27 protein-coding genes and 1 riboswitch are annotated in these 23,688 nt (G+C 65.2%); of the genes, 12 read left to right on the top strand and 15 right to left on the bottom strand.

Annotated features, from left to right (window positions below):
* Nucleotides 1-81: 81 nt before the first annotated feature.
* From rng to GPA25_RS14020, 5 genes are all read left to right on the top strand, one after another.
* Nucleotides 82-1,536 (top strand): ribonuclease G, encoded by a 1,455-nt coding sequence (gene rng / locus GPA25_RS14040; protein ID WP_169261029.1) that lies wholly within the window; start codon nucleotides 82-84, stop codon nucleotides 1,534-1,536.
* Nucleotides 1,533-2,495 carry a UbiA family prenyltransferase gene (locus GPA25_RS14035; RefSeq protein ID WP_169261028.1) on the top strand — a complete coding sequence of 321 codons (963 nt, stop codon included), beginning with the start codon at nucleotides 1,533-1,535 and terminating at the stop codon, nucleotides 2,493-2,495. Before rng ends, GPA25_RS14035 begins: the two co-directional genes overlap by 4 nt.
* A 64-nt stretch (nucleotides 2,496-2,559) precedes the next feature.
* A complete protein-coding gene (gene ruvA, locus GPA25_RS14030) occupies nucleotides 2,560-3,159 on the top strand; it encodes a Holliday junction branch migration protein RuvA (protein ID WP_169261027.1) in 600 nt (199 codons plus the stop codon).
* Nucleotides 3,160-3,193: 34 nt separating this feature from the next.
* Nucleotides 3,194-4,246, top strand: coding sequence for a Holliday junction branch migration DNA helicase RuvB (gene ruvB / locus GPA25_RS14025; RefSeq protein WP_169261026.1), 1,053 nt, complete (start codon nucleotides 3,194-3,196; stop codon nucleotides 4,244-4,246).
* Nucleotides 4,247-4,255: 9 nt separating this feature from the next.
* The gene (locus GPA25_RS14020) at nucleotides 4,256-4,612 is read left to right on the top strand and encodes a hypothetical protein (RefSeq protein WP_169261025.1); all 357 of its coding nucleotides are present in this window, start codon (nucleotides 4,256-4,258) and stop codon (nucleotides 4,610-4,612) included.
* On the opposite strand, the gene GPA25_RS14015 is transcribed toward GPA25_RS14020, so the two are convergent.
* From GPA25_RS14015 to GPA25_RS13985, 7 genes are all read right to left on the bottom strand, one after another.
* The gene (locus GPA25_RS14015) at nucleotides 4,600-5,790 is read right to left on the bottom strand and encodes a class I SAM-dependent rRNA methyltransferase (protein ID WP_169261024.1); all 1,191 of its coding nucleotides are present in this window, start codon (nucleotides 5,788-5,790) and stop codon (nucleotides 4,600-4,602) included. The two genes, GPA25_RS14020 and GPA25_RS14015, sit on opposite strands and share 13 nt — an antisense overlap.
* 69 nt (nucleotides 5,791-5,859) lie before the next feature.
* Nucleotides 5,860-6,369, bottom strand: a complete 510-nt coding sequence (locus GPA25_RS14010; RefSeq protein ID WP_246265686.1) for a hypothetical protein — start codon at nucleotides 6,367-6,369, stop codon at nucleotides 5,860-5,862.
* A 177-nt stretch (nucleotides 6,370-6,546) separates the two neighbouring features.
* Nucleotides 6,547-7,485: a tyrosine recombinase XerC gene (gene xerC, locus GPA25_RS14005; protein ID WP_169261023.1), complete on the bottom strand. Its 939-nt coding sequence runs from the start codon at nucleotides 7,483-7,485 to the stop codon at nucleotides 6,547-6,549.
* Between the two features lie 2 nt (nucleotides 7,486-7,487).
* Nucleotides 7,488-8,138: a DUF484 family protein gene (locus tag GPA25_RS14000; RefSeq protein WP_169261022.1), complete on the bottom strand. Its 651-nt coding sequence runs from the start codon at nucleotides 8,136-8,138 to the stop codon at nucleotides 7,488-7,490.
* Nucleotides 8,139-8,241: 103 nt separating this feature from the next.
* Nucleotides 8,242-9,075 (bottom strand): diaminopimelate epimerase, encoded by an 834-nt coding sequence (dapF, locus tag GPA25_RS13995; protein WP_169261021.1) that lies wholly within the window; start codon nucleotides 9,073-9,075, stop codon nucleotides 8,242-8,244.
* A gap of 105 nt (nucleotides 9,076-9,180) precedes the next feature.
* Entirely contained in the window at nucleotides 9,181-10,068 is an 888-nt protein-coding gene (locus GPA25_RS13990; protein WP_169261020.1) for a lysophospholipid acyltransferase family protein, read from the bottom strand.
* Entirely contained in the window at nucleotides 10,062-10,928 is an 867-nt protein-coding gene (locus GPA25_RS13985) for a lysophospholipid acyltransferase family protein (RefSeq protein ID WP_246265691.1), read from the bottom strand. Before GPA25_RS13985 ends, GPA25_RS13990 begins: the two co-directional genes overlap by 7 nt.
* Nucleotides 10,929-11,167: 239 nt before the next feature.
* Between GPA25_RS13985 and metK the strand changes: the two genes are divergently transcribed.
* Nucleotides 11,168-12,334 carry a methionine adenosyltransferase gene (gene metK, locus GPA25_RS13980; protein ID WP_169261018.1) on the top strand — a complete coding sequence of 389 codons (1,167 nt, stop codon included), beginning with the start codon at nucleotides 11,168-11,170 and terminating at the stop codon, nucleotides 12,332-12,334.
* A 119-nt stretch (nucleotides 12,335-12,453) separates the two neighbouring features.
* Nucleotides 12,454-12,969, top strand: a complete 516-nt coding sequence (locus GPA25_RS13975) for a DUF2242 domain-containing protein (RefSeq protein ID WP_169261017.1) — start codon at nucleotides 12,454-12,456, stop codon at nucleotides 12,967-12,969.
* Between the two features lie 33 nt (nucleotides 12,970-13,002).
* On the opposite strand, the gene GPA25_RS13970 is transcribed toward GPA25_RS13975, so the two are convergent.
* From GPA25_RS13970 to GPA25_RS13955, 4 genes are all read right to left on the bottom strand, one after another.
* Entirely contained in the window at nucleotides 13,003-13,551 is a 549-nt protein-coding gene (locus GPA25_RS13970) for a cytochrome P460 family protein (protein WP_343034931.1), read from the bottom strand.
* 155 nt (nucleotides 13,552-13,706) lie between these two features.
* A complete protein-coding gene (locus GPA25_RS13965; RefSeq protein WP_169261016.1) occupies nucleotides 13,707-14,363 on the bottom strand; it encodes a methyltransferase domain-containing protein in 657 nt (218 codons plus the stop codon).
* Between the two features lie 24 nt (nucleotides 14,364-14,387).
* Complete coding sequence (gene infA / locus GPA25_RS13960) at nucleotides 14,388-14,648, bottom strand: translation initiation factor IF-1 (RefSeq protein ID WP_169261048.1); 261 nt, start codon at nucleotides 14,646-14,648, stop codon at nucleotides 14,388-14,390.
* A 150-nt stretch (nucleotides 14,649-14,798) separates the two neighbouring features.
* Nucleotides 14,799-15,005: a cold-shock protein gene (locus GPA25_RS13955; protein WP_169261015.1), complete on the bottom strand. Its 207-nt coding sequence runs from the start codon at nucleotides 15,003-15,005 to the stop codon at nucleotides 14,799-14,801.
* 268 nt (nucleotides 15,006-15,273) lie between these two features.
* Nucleotides 15,274-15,338, top strand: a riboswitch (S-adenosyl-L-homocysteine riboswitch).
* A 74-nt stretch (nucleotides 15,339-15,412) separates the two neighbouring features.
* Here GPA25_RS13955 and ahcY point away from each other — a divergent pair.
* Both ahcY and metF read left to right on the top strand, forming a co-directional pair.
* The gene (ahcY, locus tag GPA25_RS13950) at nucleotides 15,413-16,852 is read left to right on the top strand and encodes an adenosylhomocysteinase (protein ID WP_169261014.1); all 1,440 of its coding nucleotides are present in this window, start codon (nucleotides 15,413-15,415) and stop codon (nucleotides 16,850-16,852) included.
* Between the two features lie 120 nt (nucleotides 16,853-16,972).
* Entirely contained in the window at nucleotides 16,973-17,806 is an 834-nt protein-coding gene (metF, locus tag GPA25_RS13945; RefSeq protein WP_169261013.1) for a methylenetetrahydrofolate reductase [NAD(P)H], read from the top strand.
* A 139-nt stretch (nucleotides 17,807-17,945) separates the two neighbouring features.
* On the opposite strand, the gene GPA25_RS24220 is transcribed toward metF, so the two are convergent.
* A complete protein-coding gene (locus tag GPA25_RS24220; protein WP_281357722.1) occupies nucleotides 17,946-18,080 on the bottom strand; it encodes a hypothetical protein in 135 nt (44 codons plus the stop codon).
* Between the two features lie 154 nt (nucleotides 18,081-18,234).
* Between GPA25_RS24220 and GPA25_RS13935 the strand changes: the two genes are divergently transcribed.
* Together GPA25_RS13935 and GPA25_RS13930 are read left to right on the top strand one after the other, a co-directional pair.
* The gene (locus tag GPA25_RS13935; protein WP_169261012.1) at nucleotides 18,235-18,837 is read left to right on the top strand and encodes a DUF1326 domain-containing protein; all 603 of its coding nucleotides are present in this window, start codon (nucleotides 18,235-18,237) and stop codon (nucleotides 18,835-18,837) included.
* A gap of 90 nt (nucleotides 18,838-18,927) precedes the next feature.
* Nucleotides 18,928-19,734: a DUF2182 domain-containing protein gene (locus GPA25_RS13930; RefSeq protein ID WP_246265684.1), complete on the top strand. Its 807-nt coding sequence runs from the start codon at nucleotides 18,928-18,930 to the stop codon at nucleotides 19,732-19,734.
* A 27-nt stretch (nucleotides 19,735-19,761) separates the two neighbouring features.
* Here the strand turns inward: GPA25_RS13930 and GPA25_RS13925 are convergent, their stop codons facing one another.
* From GPA25_RS13925 to GPA25_RS13915, 3 genes are all read right to left on the bottom strand, one after another.
* Nucleotides 19,762-20,058 (bottom strand): hypothetical protein, encoded by a 297-nt coding sequence (locus GPA25_RS13925; RefSeq protein WP_169261011.1) that lies wholly within the window; start codon nucleotides 20,056-20,058, stop codon nucleotides 19,762-19,764.
* A gap of 74 nt (nucleotides 20,059-20,132) precedes the next feature.
* Nucleotides 20,133-21,026: a DMT family transporter gene (locus GPA25_RS13920; RefSeq protein WP_169261010.1), complete on the bottom strand. Its 894-nt coding sequence runs from the start codon at nucleotides 21,024-21,026 to the stop codon at nucleotides 20,133-20,135.
* Between the two features lie 13 nt (nucleotides 21,027-21,039).
* The gene (locus tag GPA25_RS13915; RefSeq protein WP_169261009.1) at nucleotides 21,040-22,560 is read right to left on the bottom strand and encodes a helicase HerA-like C-terminal domain-containing protein; all 1,521 of its coding nucleotides are present in this window, start codon (nucleotides 22,558-22,560) and stop codon (nucleotides 21,040-21,042) included.
* Between the two features lie 248 nt (nucleotides 22,561-22,808).
* Here GPA25_RS13915 and GPA25_RS13910 point away from each other — a divergent pair, with 248 nt between their 5' ends.
* Complete coding sequence (locus GPA25_RS13910) at nucleotides 22,809-23,534, top strand: YebC/PmpR family DNA-binding transcriptional regulator (RefSeq protein ID WP_169261008.1); 726 nt, start codon at nucleotides 22,809-22,811, stop codon at nucleotides 23,532-23,534.
* The last annotated feature ends 154 nt before the right edge of the window (nucleotides 23,535-23,688 follow it).

Here is a 23,688-nt window from a genome sequence, read left to right as displayed (position 1 = left end):
CGCGTGCGCCGCGCACGATGGGCAATGCGCAATCGCTGATCCGCATCTGCGATTGCGCATTCCCCATTACCGGCTGTTCCCATGAGCATCGAATTTCTCATCAACTTCACCCCGCAGGAAACGCGGGTCGCCATCGTCGAACAAGGTGTCGTGCAGGAACTGCACGTCGAGCGCACCGCCAGCCGCGGCATCGTCGGCAACATCTACCTCGGCAAGGTGGTGCGGGTGCTGCCCGGCATGCAGTCCGCGTTCATCGACATCGGGCTCGAGCGCACTGCCTTCCTGCATGTCGCGGACATCTGGAGCGACCGCCACAACGGCGATACCGGCCGCCCGATCGAGCGCATTCTCGTCGAGGGCCAGAACCTCACCGTCCAGGTGCTGAAGGACCCGATCGGTACCAAGGGCGCACGGCTGTCGACGCAGGTCAGCATCGCCGGACGGCTGCTCGTATATCTGCCGCAGGAAAAGCACATTGGCATTTCCCAGCGCATCGAGGACGAATCCGAGCGCGAAGCGCTGCGTGAGCGTCTCACCCGTCTCGTCCCCGAGGACGAGGCCGGCGGGTTCATCGTCCGCACGATGGCCGAATCCGCATCGGACGAGGAACTCAGTGCCGACATCGCCTACCTGCGCAAGCTGTGGGGCGAGATCCGCAACAGCGCCACCGGGCGCTTCCCGCCAAGCGTGCTGTATGAAGACCTGAGCCTCGGTCAGCGCGTGCTGCGCGACCTGGTCGACGACGACACCGCGCGCATCGTCATCGACTCGCGCGAGAACTTCCAGAAGCTCACCACCTTCGCTGGCGAATACAGCCCCAAGGTGCTGCCCTTGCTGGAGCACTACGGTGGCGTTCGGCCGCTGTTCGATCTGCACAACATCGAAGAAGAGATTCAGAAGGCGCTGGCGCGGCGGGTCAGCCTTAAGTCCGGCGGCTACCTGATCATCGACCAGACAGAGGCGATGACCACCGTCGACGTCAACACCGGCGGCTTCGTCGGCGCGCGCAACTTCGACGACACGATCTTCAAGACCAACCTCGAAGCCGCGCAGACCATCGCGCGCCAACTGCGCCTGAGGAACCTCGGCGGCATCATCATCATCGATTTCATCGACATGGAAAACCCCGAGCACCGCGACATGGTGCTCGACGAATTCCGCAAGGCGCTCGCCCGCGACCACACCAAGATGACAGTCAATGGCTTCACTGCGCTGGGCCTTGTCGAGATGACCCGCAAGCGCACGCGCGAGTCGCTCGCCCACCTGCTGTGCGAGCCCTGCCCGACCTGCGGCGGACGCGGCGAGGTGAAGACGGCGCGCACCGTATGCTACGAGATCCTGCGCGAACTGCTGCGTGAGGCGCGCCAGTTCAACGCGCGCGAATTCCGCGTACTCGCCGCCCCCAACGTCATCGACCTGTTCCTCGACGAGGAATCCCAGTCGCTCGCGATGCTGTCGGACTTCATCGACAAGCAGATCTCGCTGCACCCGGAAGCGAGCTATTCGCAGGAACAGTTCGACATCGTGCTGCTGTGAGCGCGCCCGTACCAGCCCCGAGCGCCGAGCCGACTGCGCAACGCTACGCGAACACGCCACTACGCTACTTCGCCGCAACCCGCCCGGCCTTCCTCACCGTCACATTGGCCGGGAGCCTGATCGGACTCGCCGCGGCACATGCCGACGGGTTCGCGCTGGATGGCCTGCGGGCCTTCGCCACCGTGCTGTTCGCACTGCTCGCGCATGCGGGTGCAAACGTGTTCAACGACTACCACGATGCGCTGAGCGGGGCCGATGACGCGAACACGCAACGCATCTACCCGTTCACCGGCGGCAGCCGCTTCATTCAGAACGGCGTGCTGACGACGCGCCAGACCGCGCTGTTCGCCTACGCGCTGTTCGCGCTCGTGATTCCGGCCGGCCTGTGGCTGACGCTCGGCTCGGGTGCAGGACTGCTCGCCATCGGGCTGGCGGGCCTGCTGCTCGCGTGGGCCTATTCGGCCCCGCCGCTGCAGCTCGCGAGCCGCGGGCTGGGCGAATTCGCGGTCGCCGGCGGCTGGCTGCTGGTGGTGATCGGTGCCGACTACGTGCAGCGCGGCGCGTTTGCATGGACGCCGTTCGCGGCCGGACTGTCGTTCGCGCTGCTGGTCGCGAACCTGCTGTTCATCAACCAGTTTCCGGACCGCGCTGGCGACGAGGCCGCCGGCAAGCGCACGCTGGTGGTGCGGCTCGGCGCCGACACCGCGAAATGGGGCTATTTCGCAATCGCGCTGTTCGCCTACGGCTGGCTGGTGCTGCAGGTCGGACGCTACAACCTGCCGCAGGCCTGCGCGGCCGCGGCGCTGACGCTGGTGCTGTCGTTTCACGCCGCCCGCCAGTTGCGCGAACATGCCAACGAACCGGCTGAACTCGCATCCGCGATCAAGCTGACGATCGCCGCGGCGAACCTGCACGGGCTGTTGCTCGCGGCGACGCTGGCCTTTGGCGCACGCGGATAGCATTGGTCGCGCCGTCGCAACCCCACTCGCAGCTCCACAAGCATCGAACTTCGGACGCATTCCCATGATCGGACGCATTGCCGGCATCCTGCTGGAAAAGAACCCGCCCCAGATCGTCGTCGACGTGCACGGCGTCGGCTACGAAATCGACGTGCCGATGAGCACCTTCTACGGCCTGCCGGCGACCGGCCAGGGCGTGTCGCTGTTCACACATCTCGCGGTGCGCGAGGACGGGCATTTCCTCTACGGCTTCGCCAGCGCCGACGAGCGCGCCGCCTTCCGGCAGTTGCTCAAGGTCTCGGGCATCGGCGCGCGTACCGCCCTGGCGGTGCTGTCCGGTCTGTCGGTGACCGATCTCGCACAGGCCGTGGCGTTGCAGGAGGCGGGGCGTCTCGTGAAGATTCCGGGCATCGGCAAGAAGACCGCCGAACGTCTGCTGCTCGAATTGCGCGACAAGCTCGGCAAGGCACTGCCGAGCCTCGGCGCGACATTCGCGGCGGGAACGGTTGCACTGCCGCAGGACAACCGCAGCGACATCCTCAACGCACTGCTCGCACTCGGCTACAACGAGAAGGAAGCGCTGTCGGCGATGAAGGCGGTGCCGGAAGACGCCGGCGTTTCCGACGGCATCCGCCAGGCGCTGAAGAGCCTGTCGAAGGCATGACGCACTCGCCCCCTGCCGGGGCTAAACTCTCGCCATGATCGAAACCGACAAGCTCCAGGCGCCCCGCCTGATTTCCGCCCAGCCCGCCGACCGCCACGAAGACGCGGTCGAGCGCGCGCTGCGCCCAAAGCGTCTCGCCGAGTACGTGGGTCAGGCGAAGATCCGCGAACAGCTGGAAATCTTCATCGAGGCCGCGCGGATGCGCAGCGAATCACTCGACCACGTGCTGCTGTTCGGCCCGCCGGGGCTGGGCAAGACCACGCTTGCGCACATCGTCGCCGCCGAGATGGGCGTGAACCTGCGTTCGACTTCCGGCCCGGTGCTGGAGCGCGCCGGCGACCTCGCGGCGTTGCTGACCAACCTCGAACCGCACGACGTGCTGTTCATCGACGAGATCCACCGTCTGTCGCCGGTCGTCGAGGAAATCCTCTACCCGGCGCTCGAGGACTTCCAGATCGACATCATGATCGGCGAAGGCCCGGCGGCGCGCTCGGTGAAGCTCGACCTGCCACCCTTCACGCTGGTCGGAGCGACGACGCGCGCCGGCATGCTGACCAATCCGCTGCGCGACCGCTTCGGCATTGTCGCGCGGCTGGAGTTCTATACGCCGCAGGAGCTCGCCTACATTGTCGGGCGCTCGGCGCGCCTGCTCGACGTCGCGATCGATGACGCCGGCGCCTTCGAGATCGCGCGGCGCTCGCGCGGCACGCCGCGCATCGCCAATCGCCTGCTGCGCCGCGTGCGCGACTATGCGCAGGTGAAGGCCGGCGGCGACATCACCGCCGCCGTCGCCGATGCGGCGCTGCGCATGCTCGACGTCGACCACCTCGGCCTCGACCTGATGGACCGCAAACTGCTCGGTGCGATGCTCGAGAAATTCGCCGGCGGCCCGGTCGGCCTCGACAACCTCGCGGCGGCAATCGGCGAATCGGCCGATACCATCGAAGACGTGCTCGAACCCTATCTGATCCAGCAGGGCTACCTGCAGCGCACGCCGCGCGGCCGCATCGCCACCGCATCGATCTGGCAGCACTTCGGCCTCGCACGCCCCGGCCGCGCGGACGGAGACATGTTCTCCGCGCCCTGATCGACCGCGATGCGCACCTTAATCGCGTTTACGATCGTGCTGTGCGTGTTCGGCGGCGCCTACCTGTTGCAGGGCCCGTCGTTCTTCTGGCCCGACCGTTTCGATCCGTCACAGGGGGTGTTTCTCGGCGGCTTGTCCTCGCAGTTACTCGGTGCAGGCCTGCTGACCATCGCCGGTATCGGCGTGATGGCGATACGCCAGGCTGCGCGCGGCCCGGTCGGCACGGCATCGCAGCGCTGGCAGGTCCATTATTTCCTGCTGATCCTGCTCGCGCTGGGCTTCGTCAGCGCCGCCTTCACGCTCGGCGAGCGCGGTCCCAACCCGGACTGGCGCACGCCCGGCCAGAAGGATGATCAGCCAACCTGAACGGTGAGCCCCTTCAGGTATTCGCCTTCCGGCACCGCCAGCCCGATCGGATGGTCCGCCGATGCCGACAGGCGATGCAGGATGCGCGCATCCACACCGGCATCGCTCGCCGCGCCGGCGACGATCTTCTGGAACAGTTCCAGGCCGACGCCGCCGGAACACGAATACGTCATCAGGATGCCGCCGGGGTTGAGCAGGCGGAAACCGAACAGGTTGATGTCCTTGTAGGCCCGCGCAGCACGGTCGGCGTGCGCGGCAGACGGCGCGAACTTGGGCGGATCCAGCACGATCAGGTCGAAGCGCCGCCCTTCGCTCTTCAGCGCCCGCAGCGCCTCGAACACGTCGGCCTGCATCCATTCGGCACGCCCTGCGTCGAGCTGCGGGTTGAGCGTCATGTTGCGCCGCGCGCCGTCGAGCGCCGGCCCCGAGGAATCGATCGACAGCACCGAAGTCGCCCCGCCGGCGAGCGCCTGCAGCGAGAAGCCGCCGGTGTAGCAGAAGCAGTTGAGCACGCTGCGGCCGGCCGACAGCAGACCGGTAAGACGGCGGTTGTCGCGCTGGTCGAGATAGAAGCCGGTCTTGTGCCCGGCAACGACATCGACCTCCATGCGCACGCCGTTCTCGACGATGGTCAGCGCGCCCTCGGGCAGTTCGCCATACACGCAGCCGGTCTTCGGCCCCAGACCTTCGAGGCTGCGCACATCGGAATCCGAACGCTCATACACCGCCGTGCAGCCGGTCGCCTGCACCAGTCCGGCGACGATCGCGTCGCGCCATTTTTCCGCGCCGGCGCCGGTCAGCTGTACCACGACGACATCGCCGAAGCGGTCGGCTATCACGCCCGGCAGACCGTCCGATTCGCCATGGATCAGGCGCAGGCCGCTCTCATTGGCGAGCAGCGGATGCGTCGCGCGCCGTGCCACCGACTCGGCGACACGGCGCTTGAAGAAGGCATGGTCGATCACCGTGTCCGGTGCGAAGGACCACATGCGCGCACGAATCTGGGATTCCGGCGACCACGCTGCCCGCCCCAGCACGCGGCCGTCATCGGCAACGACGTCGACGGTGTCGCCGGGCCTGGCGCGTCCATCGAGGCGGGCCACCGAACCGGCAAACACCCAGGGATGGCGGCGCAGGAGCGAACGCTCCTTGCCGGGATTCAGAACGAGCTTGGACATCGGGGGCGCACCGCATCAAGGAGTCAGGCGCGAGAGTGTACACCACGCGCCGCTCATCGCCAGCGCGGTTCAGCGCGCGATGCGGCGGCGGATGCGCTCGGCGGCGTCGAGCAGTTCGGGTAGATCCCGCGAACCCAGCAGCTTGCCGAAATGTTCGATCGCCCGCGGAGTCAGATAGAGGTGGCCATTTTCCTGCCGGGTGATCCAGCCCAGCTCCACCAGACGCACGATCTTGCGCCGCACCGTTTCGCGCGGCAGCCCGGTCGCCGCGGCGATCGAGTAGGCGTTGCAGGGGCGCAAGGTGTAAGCGATCTGCTCGGCATCGCCGCTGAATACCGACTCCCCGCTGTTCTCGAGCGCGCCGATGTTGTGCAGCGCGATCTCGCCAAGCAGGAGGGGCAAGAGAATGTCGCGCTCGAATTCCTCGAACAAACGTCGCAGGCTGTAGATCTGATAACGCGCAAGCATCACGGCGGCGGCACGCAGCGCGGCGGTGCAACCGTCACCGGACGCATCAACCCCGTTGTTGGCACCATCGCCGGCACCCGAGCTCTGTATGGATTTGTTATGGCGTGGCATGACTGCCTTGCTCCCGCTGTCCGCAACGACGGACATTAGGCAGACTCGATTGATCCGATGTTTCAAAAGATTTCACGACTTGTTGCAGCGAGCATAGCGCAGACGGTCGTGGCATTCCGGAAATGGGCTGCCCAGAATGAGCAGAAAGTCACAACTGCGCACCGAAACGGTGCTCGTTTAGCGCCTCTTTGCCCGCGGATGGGCGGCGTCATAAACCTTGGCCAGGTGCTGAAAGTCAAGATGCGTATACACCTGCGTGCTGCGGATGCTGGCGTGACCGAGCAGCTCCTGCACCGCGCGCAGGTCACCGCTCGATTGCAGCAGATGGCTGGCGAAGCTGTGCCGCAGCATGTGCGGATGGACATGCACGCCGAGACCGCGCGTCCTGGCCCAGCGTTCCAGGCGCGAGCGGATTGCCCCGGAACTCATGCGTCCGCCACTGCGGGTGACGAACAGCGCAGGCTCGCCCGCGACATTACTCGCGGGAACGAACGTCTCGCGCTGTGCGAGCCACGCGCGCAAGGCCGCGGTCGCCTGCGTGCCGACCGGCACCGTCCTCGTCTTGCCGCGCTTGCCGCACACCGTGACCATGCACTCGGTCAGATCCAGTCCCCCGCCGACGTCGAGCGACGCCAACTCGGCCAGGCGCAGGCCGGACGAATACAGGAGTTCGAACATCGCCCGATCACGCACTTCAAGCGCGTCCTCGGGCTCCGCATCGAGCATCGCCTGCGCCTGATCCGGCGACAAGGCCTTCGGCAGACGCTGTGGAGTTTTCGGCGGCCGCACACCTTCGGCGGGATTCACGGACAACAGGCCGCGCTGCCGAATGAACCAGCGGAACAGCCCGCGCCACGCCGACAGCACGCGCGCAATCGAACGCCCGCCCAGCCCCTGCCCATGCAGGCGTGCGACGAAATGGCGGATGTCATGGCCGGCGAGATCCTGCGGCGCTCGGCCCGCGCACAGCAGATGCAGGCGTTCGAGATCGCGCCGGTAATTTTCCAGCGTCAACGGCGCGGCGCGGCGCTGGGTCGCGAGGTAATCGAGATAGGCGTCGAGCCACTCGGGCGCCACTGCGGCCGGGATGCCGGACTGAGCGCCGCCGTCCGTCATGATCAGCCGAGCTGGCGACGCAACGCCGAGGCCACCAGGTCGCCGATGCGCGACAGATAGAGGGTGCCCATCTCGGGATAGAAGCGCTCGGCCTCCTCGCTGCCGAGCGCCAGCAGGCCGAACACCTGGGCGTCGCGGCGCAGCGGCACAAGCGCCACCGAACGGACATGCGGCGCGGCACCGCCGAACCATTCGAGCACCTCGAGATTCACCGGCGCACCGCAGTAGGGATGACGCAGGTCGCCGGCGAAAAAGCGCACTGCCTCGCTCACTGGCACAAAATCGTCGCCGTCGCGGGTCAACACGCTGTTCCACACGCGCAGCGCGACGTTCGGCACGGAAAAGTCGTCGCGCATGTTCTCGAACAGCACATAGCGCAGGCTCTCGTAGTCCTCGGCTTCGAGCAGCGCGAGAGTCAGCCGGTGCACCTTCTCGCCGATCTCGTCGTTTTCCTCGCCGAAGCGGATCAGCTCCGCGAGCTTGCTTTCGAGCAGGCGGATTTTGTCTCGCAGCGCGTGCAATTGCCGCTCCGCCAGCGAGATCGCCTGCCCGCCGTGCGGATGCGGCACGGTCAGCTGGGTGAACAGATCGCCATGGTCGGCGAGAAAATCCGGATGTTCCTTGAGATAGCGTGCGACATCAGCAGCATTCATGGCGCTACAACTCCTGTCGGGCGCGGTCGCGCCCCATCGTGTTCGGCTGCAATCGGGCAGGTGCATCCAGTGCATGTCGGCGATGACACCGCGCCCGGCTCAATCATGCGAGTTCGATCTCGCCTTCAAAAACAGTCACCGCCGGACCGGTCATGAGCACCGGCTGACCCACGCCCGCCCAGACGATTTCGAGCTCGCCACCGCGGGTTTCCACGCGCACCGGCGAACTCAGCAGCTCGCGCCGGATACCTGCGACCACCGCCGCGCAGGCGCCGGTGCCGCAGGCCAAGGTTTCGCCCGCGCCACGCTCGAACACACGCAGGCGAATGCGATGCGCGTCGAGCACCTGCATGAAGCCGGCATTCACGCGCGCCGGGAAGCGCTCATGGTGCTCGATCAGCGGCCCCTGACTGGCCACCGGCGCGCCATTGACGTCGGCCACCACCTGCACCGCGTGCGGGTTGCCCATCGACACTGCGCTGATTGCGACGCTCGTGCCACCGACATCGAGCAGCTGAACGACCGCGTCCGAGTCCGACACAAAGGGCACGCGCGCCGACTCCAGCACCGGAACCCCCATGTCGACGGTCACGAGGCCATTTTCCTCAAGCCGCGGCGCGATCACGCCCGAGCGCGTCTCGACGCGAATCTCGCGTTTCGCGGTGAGCCTCTGCTCGTGCACGAAGCGCACGAAGCAGCGTGCACCGTTGCCGCACTGCTCGACCTCGCCACCGTCGGCGTTGAAGATGCGGTAGCGGAAATCGACGTCCGGCTGCGTCGCCGGCTCGACCACCAGCAGCTGGTCGCAACCGACACCGAAATGGCGGTCGGCGAGGAAGCGCACACGCTCGGGCGTGAGTTCGACGTGCTGACGGATGGCATCGATGACGACAAAATCGTTACCGAGTCCGTGCATTTTGGCAAAGCGCAGGCGCATGGCGAATCTTCTGCTCACAGGTGATCAAGTGAATCCGCGCAAGGCGAATCCGGGGATTTTCGCGCAGCCACCGGGGGGAGTCCAGCGACACCCGCCCGGACCGGCTCAGTACGGCCGGGCCTCGCCCGGCGGACGGGTCTTGAAGCGACGATGCACCCAGTAATACTGTTCGGGCATCGTGCGCACCACCGACTCGATCCAGCGATTCATGCGTGTCGTGTCCGCTTCGACGTCTGCCGTCGGGAAGTCCGCCCACGCTTCGCCCAGCTCGACGACGTAGCCGCCCCCACCGGGCAGCATGCGCGTGACGCATGGCACCACCGCGGCGCGCGTGAGGCGCGATAGCCGCGACAGACCGGTGATCGTGGCCGCCGGCACGCCGAAGAAGGGAACGAAGATCGAGTCCTCGCGCCCGTAATCCATATCCGGCAAATAGTAGAACGGACGCCCGGCCTTCATTGCCTTGACCGTCCCGCGCACGCCATCCTGCCGCGACAGCAGTTGCTGATCACCGAAACGGCTGCGGCCATGGAACAGCCAGTGGTCGAACACCGCGTTCTTCTGTCGCGCGTAGATGCTGACACAGTTGAATTCCATCGCGATGCGCGCGCCCCCCATGTCGAGGCCGAGGAAATGCGGCGCCAGCAGCATCACCGGCCGCCCGTCGTCGAGCAGCGCACGCAGACGCTCGGCGCCCTCCAGCCGGATCATGCGCTTGAGCCGCTCGGCACTCGCCCACCACAACAGGCCGCGCTCGAGAATGCTGCGCCCGAGCGCACGAAAATGCGCGCGCGCGATGCGCTGGCGCTCGGTGACGTCCAGCTCGGGCAAGCACAGGCGCAGGTTGACCATCACGATATGCCTGCGCCGGCTCGCGAACCGGTACAGGAGCTCGCCGACGCTCTCGCCGATGACCGCCTGCAGCGGCAACGGCAGCCAGTGCAGCAGCCAGAACAGCGCGACGGCAAGCTGGCTCGGGATGCGTCTCAGCATTGCGCGTCATCCGGCGGCGCGGCCACGCCAGCGGGGCGCTTGTAGCGGTTGTAGCCCCACAGGTATTGGGCCGGGCAGGCGAGGATGAGGCGCTCGATCTCGCGGTTGATCGCCACACAGCGCTCCTCCAGCGTGCCTTCAATCGGCTCGACCGGTGCCGACAGGCGCAGCACGTAACCCGCGCCACGCGGCAGGCGCTCGGTCCATACCATAATGACCTTGACGCTCTTCACTTCCGACAAGCGCGCCGCCAGCGTCATCGTCCACGCCGGCCGGCCGAAGAACGGCGCCCACACGCCTTCGCCCTGCCCCGGTGCCTGGTCCGGCAACATGCCGACCATCTCGCCGCTACGCAGCGCCTTCACCAGCCGCCGCACACCCGACACGTCGGCCGGCGCCACACGGATGTCGCCGCGCGCGCGCCCGGCTTCCATCTGCGGCTGCAGCGCCGCTTTGCGCGGCGGCCGGTAGAGCACGGTGATCGGTGCATGGGTCGAACAATACTGCGCGCACATTTCGAAACACCCCAGGTGCGGCGTCAACAACAGCACACTGGCGCCCTCCGCGCGTGCCTGCTCGATCAGCTCGCGCCCTTCCACGCGTACGATGCGGGAGAGCACCTCGTCCTGTGGCCGCAGCCACACGAAAGGCAGCTCCAGTGCCTGGCGCCCGGCCTCGGCGATGGCCGCATCGCGCAAGGCCAGGTCCGAACGGCCGACGGCACGCGCGAGGTTTTCGTCCAGCCGGCGCGCATAGGACGGCGAGAAGCGCCAGGCCAGCCAGCCGGCCCAGCCGCCCAGCCGGTGCAGCCAAGCGAGTGGCAGCCGGGACAGGACGCGGAAGAGAAAATCGACGATCAAGGTCACATGAAGAACGGTATGGGCAGGGGCAAAACACCCGCGTATTTGACCGACTGAATACAAGGACTATAATTATCGCTTAGCCGCCGAGTTAATACGACAACTTGCAGGGCGGCGCCGCGAACGCACCTAACCGGTCGTGGCAAACAAATACTGCTAAAGCGTCGCCTGCTCGACGAAATCCCCGGAGCCGGCAACGCCGGAAAAGCTTTGGGGATTTTTGTTTTCAGGAGCAGTACATGGGCAAGGAATTCCTCTTCACCTCGGAATCGGTCTCCGAAGGCCATCCCGACAAGGTTGCGGACCAGGTCTCCGATGGCGTGCTCGACGCGATCCTCGCCGACGACCCGCATGCGCGCGTCGCCTGCGAAACGCTGGTATCGACCGGCCTCGTCGTGATCTCCGGTGAAATCACCACCACCGCACATCCGAACTACAAGGAAATCGCGCAGGACGTCATCCGCCGCATCGGCTACGACGACTCCGCGATCGGCTTCGACTACAAGTCGTGTGCGATCCTTACCGCGATCAACCGCCAGTCGCCCGACATTGCACAGGGTGTAAACGAAGGCGAAGGCATCGACCTCGACCAGGGCGCCGGCGACCAGGGCCTGATGTTCGGCTACGCGTGCAACGAAACGCCGTCGCTGATGCCGCTGCCGATCTACTACGCGCACCGCATCATGCAGCGCCAGGCCGAACTGCGGAAGGACGGCCGCCTGAACTGGCTGCGCCCCGACGCGAAGAGCCAGCTGACGGTCAAATACGTCGACGGCAAACCGGTCGCGATCGACACCGTCGTCGTGTCGACGCAGCACAGCCCGGACGTGTCGCACGCGCAGATCACCGAAATGGTCATCGAGGAAATCGTCAAGCCGGTGCTGCCGAAGGAGCTGATGCAAGGCGAAGTGCGCTACCTGATCAACCCGACCGGTCGCTTCGTCATCGGCGGCCCGCACGGCGATTGCGGCCTGACCGGTCGCAAGATCATCGTCGACACATACGGCGGCGCGGCACACCACGGCGGCGGCGCGTTTTCCGGCAAGGATCCGTCGAAGGTGGACCGCTCGGCCGCGTACGCTGGCCGCTGGGTCGCGAAGAATATCGTCGCGGCGGGGCTGGCCGAGCGCTGCGAAGTGCAGGTCGCCTATGCGATCGGCGTCGCCAGGCCGGTCTCGATGATGGTCGACACGTTCGGCACCGGCAAGGTCAGCGACGAGAAGATCGTCGAACTGATCGGCAAGCACTTCGACCTGCGCCCCAAGGCGATCATCCAGGAACTCAACCTGCTGCGCCCGATCTACGGCAAGACCGCGGCCTATGGCCATTTCGGCCGTGATGAGCCGGAATTCACCTGGGAATCGACCGACAAGGCCGCTGCGCTGCGCGCCGACGCCGGACTGTAACAGCCCCGCCGTTCAGGGCGGCAATCAGTATACTGATGCCCGCCGCCCTGAATCGGCCAGCCACCCACGGGACGTTCCAGCATCGGCGGCGTCGGCAACAGCTTTCCGGACACCCTCCCATGCTCCATCTCGCGCGTCGCGTCCCATTCCTTGCGCTGTCGGGACTGCTTCTCGCCGGCTGCGCCTCGGCGCCGCCGCCCGCCTATCGCAGCGAGAATTTCGACGCCGAATCCCCCTTCGTCACGTGGAGCACGCGCGAACCGGCGGCGGCCTGCGAGATCGGCAAGCGCGCCTTGCTGAGCCAGGGCTACCAGGTCGATAGCAGCAGGCCGAACAACATCCGCGGCGAGAAGTTCTTCCTGCCGAAACCCGACTATGGCATGACGCTCAACATCACTCTGGTGTGCCTGCCGAGCAATGTCGGCACGGCCGTGTACGCGAACGCACTGCAGACGCGCTATGAGCTGAAATCAGCCGCAAGCAGCACCGGCGTCAGCGTCGCGGGCGTGGGTTCGATTTCGCTGCCGTGGGCGTCGGACAAGGAAGCGCTGATCAAGGTCGGCGAGGAGACGATCTCCGACCCCGACTTCTATCGCCGCCTCTTCGGTCTCATCGAGGCACTGCACGGCAGTTGATCCCGCCGCGGCGGACGCTCGAAAGCCACACCCTCATCGTTCCGGGTCTCCGGGCAGCTGGACCGGATGCGTGAACACGTAATCCCGATCTTTCACCGGGATATGGCAGTTCAAACACTCCTGCACGAAATTCGCGTCGGCACCGTACGGCTTCTGCTCCTTGCCGAGCCATCTGGCGTAACCCCAGCCGCCGGTCGAAGCATATTTCGCGGCATCCTTGATCATGAATTCCGCATGAATGAAGGCACCCGGCTCGACCGCGGTTTCCCAGCGGTCGTGCTTGACCGCCTTCCACACCAGCTTGCCGAGAACGACGCCATCCGGCCAAGGATTGGTCTTGCCGTCGCGCGCCGCCTTTTGCGCGACATCATTGCCGAGAACGGCGCGCAAGGTATTGTTGTCGGATCGGTGATGCACCGAGAGCACCTTCCACTGGCGATAGCCTTCCGGCAGCGTGATGCCGTTCGGCGCGGGTTCTACCGCGAAGCCGGGAACGGCGGCGACGAGTGCTCCGGCCAGAAAGAGGGCGTGTTTATTCATGATAATCCTCGTCTTGGGAAATGAAGACCGATCGACGCGCACTCGAAATGACTGCGCGTCACGAATACGACCCCGCCTTTCGAGCGTCTGGTCGATTCCAACCTAAACACGGGATGATCGTCAATTATTCCCGGACAAGAATCGTCCGATCACGACGCAGACAATTGGCGCAGCGCCACGCCGATCGAAAAGGGCGCTCAGTGCCGCTGGTAGTGGAGCAAACGTCCCCGGTAGGGACTTCCATCCTGCAATGGCGTATCGATCACCGTTTCGGTCAGCGCGAAACCCAGGTCGGCCATGCAGCGGCTGAAGGCGCTGCGGTTGCCGCGATTGGGATCGACGATGAGGACTTCGGCCACGGGCGTCGCATGCAGGTGAAGGAAGGCGGACAACTGGTCGGGGTGGGCGCGTTCGTACAGGACGTCACTGCCGATGATCAGGTCGAACTCACCCAACGCAGGATTCTCGCGCTCCCAGTTACCGGTCAAGTATTTCAGATCCGATAGCTGATTGAGCCTGAAATTGGCTTTCAGGAACGCCTCGGCCAGGGGATGGCAATCGCTGGCGGTCACATCGCCACAACGGCGATGGATCACGATGCTCGCCAGCCCAAGACCACAGCCGATCTCGAGCACACGGCGCGAACCGAGTTCCCAGACTTGCATCAGGTCGGCCAGTTTTTGCGCCGACGGCCAGACCTGGCCAAACAGCGGCCAGCAGGCCGGGGAGATTCCCGCGGCCTCGGCCTCGCCGAGCGGGTCTGCATATTGCAGCAGATCGAGCAGAGAGCGTATTTCCAGAGCAGCACCGCCGGCAACGGCGACCTGCTGGAGTTTTACTTCGTAACCGGGCACTTGTCGGAAGTCAGCGCACCGTGCTCAGCGACGGCGGCGTTGCTGGGGGCTGACCGGTCCGCGCCCCTCGATATGACGGAACGTGATGCGTCCCTTGCTCAAATCGTAGGGCGAAAGCTCCAGCGAAACTTTGTCGCCGCACAGAATGCGGATGTGGTGCTTGCGCATCTTGCCGGCGGAATAGGCGACAAGCTTGTGACCATTGTCGAGGGTCACGCGGAATCGGGCGTCGGGTAGCACTTCGACCACCATCCCGCTCATTTCGATAACTTCTTCCTTGGCGATGACGATATCTCCGGAGGGAAAGCACATAGAGAAAAAGCCCGGCGCAGGCCGGGCTTTTCCGGTAAAGAGGCGATCTGGATGGAATCCAGCGTCCCGGTTCCGCTTGGGACCGGGGGCATGGCATCGCTGCCATGCCGCGCCAGTCGGCGCTTACTCAGCCGGGCGGATGTTCGATGCCTGCTGGCCTTTCTGGCCGGCGGTCACATCGAAGCTGACGCGCTGCCCCTCGGTCAGGGTCTTGAAGCCCTGCCCCTGGATCGCGGAGAAATGAGCGAAAAGATCATCGCCGCCGCTTTCCGGCGTGATGAATCCGAAGCCCTTGGAATCGTTGAACCACTTCACGGTACCTGTTGCCATGTCTTGAGCTTCCTAAAAAATAAGGGACTTGCCCTGGAGGTGAGGGCGAAGGTCAAGACGGCAGGGTGGTGCGCGGAGGAATACTGCAGAAACGACAGATACTGACCAGACAACAACTGTGCTACTTGAAACTCGCTGCACGCACTGTGGACTGGATGACCCCATGTTGCAACCAAAAACTAAACACTTACATTTGCGAAGCTCTCGACAAGACGCCCCTGCGGCGGGCGCATGCTGCATCGGCCGCCGCCTGCGGCTATAATCCTGCACTGCCGAGGAGCGCTGCGAGACATTCGTCCCAGGCTCGGCTTCCCGGAACTGCGCTCACCTTAACCCGTGCCGGGCACGGGGTGACGAGGTGAGCCCACCCGCAGCACCCCTTCCCGGCCACACGTTCAGGAGTTCACATGAACACTGTGGCTGACAAATTCACCGATTACGTTGTTGCCGACCTCAAGCTTGCCGACTGGGGCCGCAAGGAAATCCGCATCGCCGAGACCGAGATGCCGGGCCTGATGGCGATCCGCGAGGAATTCGCCGCAGCCCAGCCGTTGCGCGGCGCGCGCATCACCGGTTCGCTGCACATGACGATCCAGACCGCGGTGCTGATCGAAACGCTGACCGCGCTCGGCGCCGAAGTGCGCTGGGCCTCGTGCAACATCTTTTCGACGCAGGACCACGCCGCCGCGGCAATCGCCGCGGAGGGCATCCCGGTGTTCGCGGTGAAGGGCGAGTCGCTGACCGAATACTGGGACTACACTCATCGCATCTTCGAATGGCCGGCGGCGCGCGGCGAGCAGGTCTTTTCCAACATGATCCTCGACGACGGCGGCGACGCGACGCTGCTGCTGCATCTGGGCGCGCGCGCCGAGAAGGACCTCGCGGTGCTGGCGAAGCCCGGCTCGGAAGAGGAGACGATCCTGTTCGCCGCGATCAAGGCCAAGCTCGCGAGCAATCCGCACTGGTATTCGGTGCGTCTGGCGGCAATCAAGGGCGTCACCGAAGAGACCACGACCGGCGTGCATCGCCTCTACCAGATGCACGAGCGCGGCGAACTGAAGTTCCCGGCGATCAACGTCAATGATTCGGTGACCAAGTCGAAGTTCGACAACCTGTACGGCTGCCGCGAGTCGCTGGTCGACGGCATCAAGCGCGCCACCGACGTGATGATCGCCGGCAAGGTCGCATTGGTGGCCGGTTACGGCGATGTCGGCAAGGGCTCGGCACAGGCGCTGCGCGCGCTGTCAGCGCAGGTGTGGGTCACCGAGGTCGATCCGATCTGCGCGCTGCAGGCGGCGATGGAAGGCTACCGCGTCGTGACGATGGACTACGCGGCGGACAAGGCCGACATCTTCGTCACCGCCACCGGCAACTATCACGTCATCACGCACGATCACATGGCGAAGATGAAGGACCAGGCGATCGTCTGCAACATCGGCCACTTCGACAACGAGATCGACGTCGCATCGATCGAGGGCTACGAGTGGGAAGAGATCAAGCCGCAGGTCGATCACGTGATCTTCCCCGCCGCGGATGGCAGACCCGGCAAGCGCATCATCCTGCTGGCGAAGGGGCGGCTGGTGAACCTCGGCTGCGCCACCGGCCATCCGAGCTACGTGATGTCGAGCTCGTTCGCGAACCAGACGATCGCGCAGATCGAGCTGTACACGCGCACCGCGGACTACCCGGTCGGCGTCTATACCTTGCCGAAGCATCTCGACGAGAAGGTCGCCCGCCTGCAGTTGAAGAAGCTCAACGCGCAGTTGACCGAACTGACGGACGCACAGGCGGCCTACATCGGCGTGTCGAAGCAGGGACCATACAAGGCCGAGCACTATCGCTACTGATCAGGGTCCGGGCTGAATCCGCCGCGCACCGGCCCTCGGGCCGGGCGCGCGCCGCGGCGCAGCCCGCGTCGTCGTGAAGGCGACGTCGCATTCACGCGCAATCAGACATCCGGATGCATCATGCAGAAACCTGAACTTTCGATCGAATTCTTTCCGCCGCAGACGTCCGAGGGCGACGACAAGCTGCGCGCGACGCGCGGCAAGCTCGCGCGGCTCAATCCGGCGTTCTTCTCGGTCACCTACGGCGCCGGCGGCTCCACCCGCGAACGCACCTTTGCTACGGTGAAGGAGATCGCCGCCGACGGCTTCGAGGCCGCGCCACACCTGTCCTGTGTGGGATCCACCCGCGCCAGCATCCGCGAAATTCTCGGCGAATACGCCGCCGCCGGCATCAAGCGCATCGTCGCGCTGCGCGGCGATCTGCCGTCGGGCGTCGGCGACGCGGGCGAATTCCGCTACGCCAACGAACTTGTGGAGTTCATCCGCAGCGAATCCGGCGACCGCTTCCGTATCGAGGTCGCTGCCTACCCGGAATGGCACCCACAGGCGAAAACCCCGCGCGACGACCTGCTCGCATTCAAGCGCAAGGCCGACGCCGGTGCCGACTCGGCGATCACGCAATATTTCTACAACTTCGACGCCTACCTGCATTTCGTCGACGAAGTCCGCGCGATGGGGGTCGATCTTCCGATTGTGCCGGGCATCATGCCGATTGCGAGCTTTTCGAAACTGGCGCGTTTTTCGGATGCCTGCGGCGCCGAGATCCCGCGCTGGATGCGCAAGAAGTTCGAGGCCTTTGGCGACGACGCGGAGTCGATCCGCGCCTTCGGCCTCGATGTCGTCACTGAGCTATGTGAGCGCCTGCTCGCAGCCGGCGCGCCCGGCCTGCATTTCTACAGCATGAACCAGGCGGGGCTCACCACCGCGATCTGCGAGCGCCTCAAGCTGGTCTGACGGCACTCGCTGCGATCACGCCGGACGAGTTCGGGCGTGATCGCAGCGAGGCGGTCAAGGTTGAGCGAAATCAGGTCGATCGCGGCCGCGCTTTCGCTTGCGGATTGCGTCGAGCGATGTGCTGCTTCCTGCAGGCCGTTCACTCCGTCAGCAAGCTCACCGAAAGTGCCCTGCACCGTGACCAGCGTGTCGCCATATGCAGATTGCCGAACAGGGCTTCGAGCACGGCCTTGCGCCGCTTCGTATCGTGGTCCACGACGACCGTTGACTGCATCGAGTCCCCGGCTATAAATGAAGAAGTGAGACGCACTCTCACTTGCCCCTCAAGAGTGAGCGGCCCTCTGCCCTTCCGCCGACCCCGTTGCGATCGACGCGACCGTCGCAAACGACCGCTCCTTGGTCTACGGACGCACACACGGAGAACAATCATGGCTTACCGGCTCGAAGGCCAGTTGCTGGAAGTCTGCACTTGCAAGGCCATCTGCCCGTGCTGGATCGGTGACGATCCGGATGGCGGCACCTGCGACGGCACGCTGGCGTGGCACATCAACAAGGGAGATGTTGGCGGCACCGATGTGTCGGGACTCACCTTCGGCATGCTCGCGCATATCCCAGGCAACGTCCTGAAAGGAAACTGGCGCGCGCTCGCGTTCGTCGATGAACGCGCCAGCCCGGCACAGGAGGACGCACTGTTGTCGGTATTCACCGGCAAACTCGGCGGGCCGGTTGCCGACCTGGCGCAGTTGGTCGGCGAGGTCGTCGGTGTCGAGCGGGTCAAGATCCAGTTCGACGTGCAGGAAGGGTCGGGACGGCTGCGCATCGGCGACAAGGTCGAAGCGGATCTTGAATGCGCCCGCGGACCGGGCAGCCGTCCGACAGTGATGAGCGACACGATCTTTTCCACGATTCCGGGCTCGCCGGCCTATATCGGACGCGCGCCACGGTATTGGGCAAAATCCGATGCGCTGGGCATCAACGTCGATCTGCAGGGATACAACTCGGTCCAGGGCAGTTTCGTTTTCGAAGGCTGAGTCCGCCGGCGTACCGTCGCTCGCTCCCGGCGTGAATCGGCCTCCGCGCCGGGAACGAGTCGGCGGTACGGGTCCGGCAGGCCAGAGCACATGCCAATGCCAGCGGAAGCGCCGCTGCCGCCCATCTCCCGCCGTCACACGTTCAACGTGGTGTTCGGCGGGCTGCTCGTGTTTGCGTGGATTGCGTTGTGGCTGTGGGAGCGTTCGCCTTACGGGCGCTACCTGAACCATGCCGAACTGGGCGGCTTCGGGCACGACCCGCAATCCGTCTCGGTGTTGACGCAGGCTGCGCTCTATATCGCCGGCTGGCTGCTGATGACCACCGCGATGATGCTGCCGACGACCCTGCCACTGCTCGACGCGTTCCGCCGCATGACGGCCCGACGGGAGGATCGTCATCACCTCCTTGCGCTGGTGATCGCGAGCTACCTCGGCGTCTGGCTCGCATTCGGCATCGCGGCGCACCTTTTCGATCTCGGGCTGCACGAAGCCTTCGAGCACGTGCGCTGGCTGCAGGAAAATCCCTGGATTTTCGGGGCCGGGCCGTTGTTGCTCGCCGGCGCCTTTCAGTTCTCCAAACTCAAGTATCGCTGTCTCGACCGCTGCCGCGCCCCGGTCGGTTTCGTCATCCAGCACTGGCGCGGCGGCAATGCGGCCGTCCAGTCGCTGGCGATCGGGGCGCACCACGGCCTGTTCTGCATCGGTTGCTGCTGGGCGCTGATGCTGCTGATGTTCGCAGTCGGTACCGGCAGCGTCGGCTGGATGCTCGCGCTGGGGACCGTCATGGCGATCGAGAAGAACGTAAGCTGGGGACGCCGGCTGAGCACCCCGCTGGGGGTCGCGCTGCTTGTCTGGGCGGCGGCGATTGCACTCAATCACGCGTGGACCTGGCAATAAGCAGCTCGCGCCGCGCCCCACCGCTCCCTAAACCATGCCGTGACGTCGCATCCAGGCATGAAAGTCCTGTTTGCCGGCGGCGCTGCGCAGGCGGCCGAGATGCAGGACAAGATTCTCGACCATCGTGTGCGCCGCGATCGCAGCCATCACCTCCAGCCGCGCCTCAGTGCTCATGCCGTGCTCGGCGAGCTGGCGGTCGATATCGCAGAAATGCCGCGCCATCAGGCTGCGGGCTTCGTCCTCGCCGATGGCGAGGTCACCGAAATCGATCCGGTCTTCGGCCTCGATCTCGGCAATCAGGGATTCGACGGACTGTGGCGTCATGACAAGGCTCCCGCGCAGCTGATCGTGCGAGATTGGACAGCCGTCGACCGGCGCGAGTGCCGCGAGCCGGGCAATCAGGCGCGCCGCGCCATCACCAGCACCCCGGCAATGACCAGTGCCGCGCCACCGAGCTGCCCCGCGCCGATCGCCTCGTCGAGCAGCAGCCAGCCGAGGAATATCGTCACCACCGGCCCGAGTGTGCCCGTCAGCGACACAGGCCCGGCACCCAGACGGCGAATCGCCTCCGACACCAGCCACACCGGCGCAACAGTCGAAAAAACCGCCATCGCGAACCCGAGCGCATACACCTGCCACGGCAGAGCGAGCGCCGCAACGGGCCGCAGGACGAGAAACTGGCCGATGCACAGCACGCACGCGACAGTCGTCGCGAACGCGGTCACACGCATCGCGCCAAGCCGTCCGACCACTTCGCCGTTGCCCATCAGATACAGCGCATACGACAGCGCACTGCCGAACACCAGCGCACAGCCGAGCAGCACATCGCGTGCTTCGCCGGCGACACGCAGGTCGTGCCCGACCGCGAGGCCGATGCCGCTGTAGCACAGCGCCAGCGCCATCACCGTGCGCCGACCGATCGGCTTCGCGAGGAAAAACGCCGACAGCAGGATCACGATCGTCGGGTACAGGAACAGGATCAATCGCTCAAGCGCCGCGGTGATGTAGCGCAGCCCGAGAAAGTCGAGATAGCTCGCGAGGTAGTAGCCGGAGAAGCCGAGCCCGATCATCCACACCCAGTCGCCCGCCCCCAGGCGATGCTTTGCCCGCCGGTCGGCGACGACGCCCATCACGATGAAGAAGGGCAGCGACAGGCCCATGCGCAGCGCCAGCAAAGTCTCGGCGTCCACGCCGTACTGGTAGGCGAGTTTGACGAGAATCGCCTTGAACGAGAACCCGATGGCCCCGAGCGTGGCGAAAAGCAGGCCGATGCCGTTTGCCGCAAGGGCCATGGGGAATGCCTGGTCAGCGCCGGCGGCTGCTCCCTCCCAGCAGCGAGCCGAGCAGGCCGCGCACGATCTGCCGGCCCACCGAACTGCCGATGGTGCGCGCGACCGTTTTCGCCGCGATCTCGACCAGTCCGTCGCGCTGGCCACCGCGCGGTCCGGTCGAACCGAACAGGATGTCGCCCATGCCGCCCATGATGCCGCCGCCCGCCACTCCCCCTGCGGGCGCATCGCCGGCCTGCGGCCCAGCCTCGCTTGCCGCGCCGGCCTGGGCACGCAGCTTCTCGTAGGCGGACTCCCGGTCCAGGAGCTTTTCGTAATGGCCGTATACCACCGAGTTGCGGATCGCCTGGTTGCGTTCGTCGGCCGTCAGCGGCCCGAGGCGCGAGCCCGGCGCGATCACGAAGGCGCGCTCAACGACTTCCGGTCGGCCTTTTTCATCGAGGAAGGACACCAGCGCTTCGCCAACGCCAAGTTCGGTGATCGCCGCCACGGCATCGAAAGCCGGGTTCGCGCGCATTGTGTCGGCCGCCGTCTTCACCGCCTTCTGGTCGCGCGGCGTGAACGCGCGCAGCGCATGCTGCACGCGGTTGCCAAGCTGGCCGAGCACGGTTTCGGGCACGTCGAGCGGATTCTGAGTCACGAAATACACGCCGACCCCCTTGGAGCGGATCAGGCGCACCACCTGCTCGACCTTCTCGACCAGCGCCTTCGGCGCGTCGCTGAACAGCAGGTGTGCCTCATCGAAGAAGAACACCAGTTTGGGCTTGTCCATGTCGCCGACTTCAGGCAACTGCTCGAACAGTTCTGCCAGCATCCACAACAGGAAAGTCGAATACAGCTTGGGCGAGTGATACAGCTTGTCCGCGGCAAGGACGTTGATGACGCCACGGCCGTCGGCATCGGTCTGCATCAGGTCGGCGAGATCGAGCATCGGCTCGCCGAAAAATTGGTCACCGCCCTCCTGTTCCAGCGCCAGCAGGCCGCGCTGGATCGCACCGATCGAGGCCGCCGAGACGTTGCCGTACTCGGTGGTGAATGTCTTCGCGTTGTCGCCCACATGCTGGATCATTGCGCGCAGATCCTTGAGATCGAGCAGCAGCATTCCGTTGTCGTCGGCGATCTTGAATACCAGTTGCAGCACACCGGCCTGGGTGTCGTTGAGATTCAGCAGACGCGACAGCAACAGCGGCCCCATGTCCGAGATCGTCGCGCGCACCGGATGGCCGGACTCGCCGAACACGTCCCAGAACACCACCGGATTTGCACACGGCGTGTATTCGGTGATCCCCAGCGCCGCAAGGCGCTGCATCAGCTTGTCCGATGCGACGCCGGCCGCACCGATGCCGGACAGATCGCCCTTCACGTCGGCCATGAACACCGGCACACCGATACCGGCGAAGGCTTCGGCCATTTTCTGCAGCGTCACCGTCTTGCCGGTGCCGGTCGCACCGGTAATCAGCCCGTGGCGGTTGGCGAGACGGGGCAGGAGCTGGATGTCCTTGTTGGCGTTCTTTGCTATCAGCAGCGGCTCGACCATGGGGAATGCCTCGAAAGAATAGGTTCGTGAGTCAGTTTAGCAGTCGCAAATCACCGGCGATCAGCGCGGGGAGCGGAAGTCACGCATGCTCACGCAATGGTCGTCGCCCATGTCGCCGGACGCGCGGATTGCCGAATAATGACAATAATCTACCAGACACCGCGCACGAGCGGCGCGGATCAGGACGAGCGCTCGACTGTATAATGGCGCCGTTTTTTCCATCGCTTACCGGCAGGATCGAGGATTTTATGGCGGGTCATTCAAAGTGGGCCAACATCCAGCACCGCAAGGGTCGTCAAGACGCCAAGCGGGGCAAGGTTTTCACCAAACTGATCAAGGAGATCACCGTCGCCGCGCGCATGGGCGGGGGCGATCCTAACTTCAACCCGCGCCTGCGCCTGGCGGTCGACAAGGCCAAGGCCGAGAACATGCCCGGTGAGAATATCGACCGCGCGATCAAACGCGGCACCGGCGAACTCGACGGCGTGAGCTACGAGGAAGCGCGCTACGAAGGCTACGGCATCGCCGGCGCGGCGGTGATGGTCGATTGCCTGACCGACAACAAGACGCGGACCGTTGCCGACGTGCGTCACGCGTTCTCGAAATACGGCGGCAACATGGGCACCGACGGCTGCGTCGCCTTCCAGTTCAAGCACTGTGGCCAGATGCTGTTTGCGCCCGGCACGAGCGAGGACGCACTGATGGAAGCCGCGCTCGAAGCGGGCGCCGAGGACGTGCTCACCAACGACGACGGCTCGATCGAGGTCATCACCGCGCCCTACGAGTACACCACGGTCAAGGAAACGCTCGAAAAGGCCGGCTTCAAGCCCGAATTCGGCGAAGTGTCGATGAAGCCGCAGAACGAAACCGAACTCTCGGGCGATGACGCGCTGAAGATGCAGAAACTGCTCGACGCGCTCGAATCGCTCGACGACGTGCAGGAAGTGTACACGTCAGCAGTGATGGACGAGTAAGCAGCTCGCCATGCCACCCGTGCAATGATTCGGGTGGAAACACAAAGCGCCGGCCCCCTGCACAGGGCGGCCGGTGCTGGTCATTACAGCAAGCACCTCCGCCTGATGCACCGACCGGCGTAGCGCGTCACCGCTACCGTTGCGCAGACGCGTC

Origin of the sequence: Aromatoleum diolicum (assembly GCF_012910955.1) — a bacterium.
Lineage (GTDB): Bacteria > Pseudomonadota > Gammaproteobacteria > Burkholderiales > Rhodocyclaceae > Aromatoleum > Aromatoleum diolicum.
Note: the sequence above shows the minus strand (reverse complement) of the source record. Positions and strands in the feature narration are given on the sequence as shown.